This window comes from Pirellulales bacterium (assembly GCA_035939775.1).
Lineage (GTDB): Bacteria > Planctomycetota > Planctomycetia > Pirellulales > DATAWG01 > DASZFO01.
Window position 1 is genome coordinate 1 of sequence record DASZFO010000383.1, and the last position, 4,070, is coordinate 4,070.

At 60.8% G+C, this 4,070-nt stretch carries 3 protein-coding genes and 1 tRNA gene; 3 read left to right on the top strand and 1 reads right to left on the bottom strand.

Annotation, left to right across the window (positions count from 1 at the left end; all coding sequences use genetic code 11):
* The first annotated feature begins 122 nt into the window (after positions 1 to 122).
* From VGY55_25500 to VGY55_25510, 3 genes are all read left to right on the top strand, one after another.
* A complete protein-coding gene (locus tag VGY55_25500; protein HEV2973348.1) occupies positions 123 to 1,256 on the top strand; it encodes a phosphotransferase in 1,134 nt (377 codons plus the stop codon).
* A gap of 103 nt (positions 1,257 to 1,359) precedes the next feature.
* Positions 1,360 to 1,446: transfer RNA gene (locus VGY55_25505), tRNA-Ser, on the top strand.
* Between the two features lie 744 nt (positions 1,447 to 2,190).
* Positions 2,191 to 2,829 carry a phospholipase D family protein gene (locus VGY55_25510; protein ID HEV2973349.1) on the top strand — a complete coding sequence of 213 codons (639 nt, stop codon included), beginning with the start codon at positions 2,191 to 2,193 and terminating at the stop codon, positions 2,827 to 2,829.
* A gap of 497 nt (positions 2,830 to 3,326) precedes the next feature.
* Here VGY55_25510 and VGY55_25515 read toward each other — a convergent pair.
* Positions 3,327 to 4,070, bottom strand: a 744-nt coding sequence (locus tag VGY55_25515) for a hypothetical protein (protein HEV2973350.1), incomplete at its 5' end; no start/stop codon positions are given.

Sequence of the window (4,070 nt, forward strand, 5' to 3'; positions counted from 1 at the left end):
CGCTTGCGCTTCGGGCTAGTGACTAAAGTGGTCGCCCCAAACCTCGCGATGTGAAAAAGTAAAAAGCCCTGGGGTCGCCGCCGCCGAATTGTCGAGTGACATGTCGGTTGGATGATTTCGAGATGTCCGCCGAATTGGCCCTTTCTCCTGTGCTGGCCGCTTATTCCTCCGATTGCGAGCCGCGGCGGATCGAGAATCTCGGCTCGGCCGGCGGGTTTAGCGGGGCGCGCTTCTGGCGGCTCGAAGCACCGCGGGGATTCCTCTGCCTTCGGCGCTGGCCCGCCGAGCGCCCGAGTGCGCGGCGGCTGGAATTCGTCCATGCCGTATTGGACTACGTTCATCGTCATGGATTCTTTCTCCTTCCATTGCCAATCCGGACGTTATCCGGCAAAACAACCTGCTCGCACTTCGGCCACCTCTGGGAATTGACGCCCTGGCTCCCTGGCGCCGCAGACTACTTGCCCGAGCGGAAGCCGGAGAAGTTGGCGGCGGCGCTGACGGCGCTGGCCCGCTGGCACCGAGCGGCAGCGGAGTTTCCGCAATCAGACCAGCAACTCGCAGCATCTCCTGGCAACTTGTCGCGCCTCGCGCAATTGGAACAACTTCGGTCTGGCGGTTTGACCCGCTTGTCGATCGCGGTCGAGAACCGTCGGGGATTGCCCCCTTTTGCGGCGGGCACCATCGCCTCGATGGTCGCGGAACTAAAGGGGACTGTCCCCCTCTCCGTAGACGGTTCTCAAATAGGCTCGAATCGCCCCGAATGGGCCGAATTGGCTGGCATGGCGGAGCGGCTGTTCGCTTTGTTTTTCCGTGTCCAGCGAACCGTCGGGGAGAGGCTCATATCCGCCGCCTCGATCCGAGTGCCATTGCAGCCCTGCATCCGCGATGTCTGGCACGATCATGTGCTCTTCGAGGGAGATCGAGTCAGCGGGATCATCGATTTCGGCGCTCTGCGGCTCGAAACAGTCGCCGGCGACGTGGCTCGATTGCTCGGCAGCCTGGCGGGCGACGATCTGGAAGCCCGGGAGCACGGACTGGCCGCGTATCAGGCAGTGCGCCCCCTCTCCGATGAGGAACTGACGCTGGTGCGCGTCTTTGACGAAAGCGCGATGCTGTTATCCGGCTTCAATTGGTTGGAATGGGTCTTTCTGTCGCAGCGGGAATTCGAGGATCCGGCGGAGGTCGTACGACGAATGAGAGGCATTCTCGACCGTCTCGAATTCTGTTCGAGTAATCGCGCTTTCGATCTTTCGTGATCCGGCCTTGGTTTGACACGACCGCAGCGAGAGAGTTAGAGTTCACCGTTGTCGCGCCATAGGCCCGCTTGGCGAGCGAGCCAGGCTGGATCGCGCGCATTTCGGATGGGTGGCCGAGTGGTCTAAGGCGTCAGTCTTGAAAACTGATGTGGGGGTTCCTCCACCGTGGGTTCGAATCCCACCCCATCCGCTGGCGGCACGAGTCTGATTGCAGGCTCTCCAAACGGCGAAAGCCATCGCCGTCTCCGGGGGATAGATTGAGCCACAGATTACGCAGGTTTTCGCAGATAGGACAATTAAGAAATCTGCGGGAATCCGCGGCTTCATGTTCTGGCCCCTTTTTCATGCGATTTGACCTTCGACGAAAAGTGGCATAGGCTTTCCTCAGTGAAGCGCCTTGCCTCTGGCTCGGGCAACTCGATTCCGGCTGCGTTCGCGGCCGCTGCTTGGCACCAGTCCCTGTTCCGCAGTACGCTCGACTTATCCGAGGAGCCCCAATGCCACATTCCGGAATCGACGGACGGAAAACTCAACCGATCGTCAGAATGTCGCCTGAGTTCTTCCCAGCACTCGCGCATGCCGAATTCGATGAGGTTTGTGCGTGGGCGGATGCTGCCATGTCAAGAAAGAACGGCTTACCGGTCCCCCTCCCGGCAAGGCCGGCGATTCTTGATCGGCTGGAACGGTATGGTGTCTCTGGCGCGCGCGTTTTCGCGGCCGTTATATGGCTGAAGTCGGTTTGCAACGCCGGCAGTTAGTCCACTGCCTTGGCGAGAGCTGGGTACTTGTATTCGGCCGATCAGCCAGCCGGCTCCGGCCGCCAATGCCACCCGGCGCATGTGAACTGCCTCTTGCTTCCCGCCGACTTCCTTCCTTGCTAGCATTGCATTCCTCGCGCAGACAGGACTGTGGCTCGCCGGTAGAATTCCCGGCCATGAGTTACTCATCTCAAAGCAATCGTCAACCGTTCCTATTCGTGGCCTCCGTGCTCATGGCGCTGGCCTTTGCGATCGGCTACGCGGCCGGATCGGGGGGCGTGAATCTCGGCTCGGCCCTTTCGCCCGACAGCGCTCCGGCGGCTTCTGAAGACGGGATCACGGTCAACTTTTCCCCAAAAGGCGGCTGCACCGAGCGGGTGGTGGAGGAGATCGAAAAGGCCCAGCATGTGATCGAGATGCAGGCCTACTCGTTCACCTCCGAGCCAATCACCCATGCCCTGATCGATGCGCACCATCGCGGCGTGAAAGTCACGATCGTGCTCGACAAAAGCGACTTGAAAGAACATTCCGACGCGGGCGAAGTCGCGGCCGATCGAATCCCCACCTATATCGACTCCAAGCACTCGATCGCCCACAACAAGATCATCCTGATCGACGGCCAGACGATCATCACCGGCAGCTTCAACTTCACCAACCAGGCCGAGCACAGCAACGCTGAAAACCTGCTGGTGATCCACGGCCGGCCAAAGCTCTACGCCGGCTACGACACAAACTTCCGGCTCCACTTGGACCATTCCGAGCCCTTCTCAGCGTCCATGGCCCACGAGCCAAGCAGCCAGCGCAACTTCCGCTGATCGGCGTGAATTCATCCATCCGAAACTCCGTGCTTCGCACGAAGTTTGGCAAAGGCCTCATCAAGCGGCGTGCCCCCGCCGCGTTGCCACTCGGCGAGACCTTGCTGAATCCCGGCGATCGCTTCCTCGCGGTCCTGCCGTAGCATCCGAAGACCGGCAAGAACTACCTCTTCCTGAGAAGGAAAACGCCCACTCGCGACCTCGCCCTCAACGAACGGCATGAATTCCCGCGGGATCTCAAACTGCGTAACTGGAATCTTCCTTGCTCCCAATCATAGTAGATTCGACCGTGAATCTCAATTTGGAAACCGAATCAAGCGGCCAGACACCGGCGTTTTCCTCGTTTTCAGGCAGAGCCTGGGAACGAGTTGTCGCTCCAATTCAGGACACGTCCGCGACCGCAGGTCTCCGAACCGGCGATCGGGAGACCTTCGGTCAACGCCGGTGCTGGGTCAGGAGACCCGCGCACAACCGTGGGCGCGAGTTGTCGCTCGATCTCAGGACAACAGCCCGTTGCTCTTGCCAAGGTGGAGAGCATCAGACCCTGAATCATTCAGAAGCTCGAATAGGGCATCCAAGCTATCGGTGTCGGCAACGAGTTGGGCGCCGGCGCCGTTCACGCTGCCCGACAAAGCTGCGAGCCAATCGGCCGATTCTGTTCCGCTCGCACCGGCCGTGTCGGCCAGGATGACGTCGCGAAGGCGTGCGTTGCCGTCATCGTCGTCGTCGCCAGCCGAGGCAGGATCACTTGGCGGCGTCGCAACGGGGCCGGGACCACCCCCCGGTCCGGGTTTCGGATTTCCGCCAGAGCCGTTGGGTTCCACCACGGTGGTCGTAACAGTATGGGAGCCGTTCTGGGCGTAGGTGTGGGAACCTTTCACCGTGTAGGTCGAACCAGACTCGGTTACAGTTCCGTTCGAAGTCGAGCCATCGCCCCAATTGATCGTGGCGACGAAAGCACTCGTCGGCTCGACGCCGCTGGCGTGAGTGAAGGTTGCCACCGTCACATTGCTCTGGTTCTTTCCGGTCACGGTCTTGGGCGCAGAGACCACGATCGTGTCCTCGGCCACGGCGGTAGTCGCGGACGCGGTGTTGTTGTTCTGGTTGGCATCCGAGAGGCTGCTCGTGACCGAGGCGAAGTTGGTCAGATTGCCGTCTTCAGTGGCCTGCGCCGTGACCGTGGCGGTGACCGTCTGACCGACAGCGACTGAACCAAAGGAGAACGTGACCACGCTGCCGGA

Excerpts from the sequence above, each read along its gene's own strand:
- VGY55_25500 (HEV2973348.1), top strand. The coding sequence starts at position 123 with ATGTCCGCCGAATTGGCCCTTTCTCCTGTGCTGGCCGCTTATTCCTCC.
- VGY55_25510 (HEV2973349.1), top strand. The coding sequence starts at position 2,191 with ATGAGTTACTCATCTCAAAGCAATCGTCAACCGTTCCTATTCGTGGCC.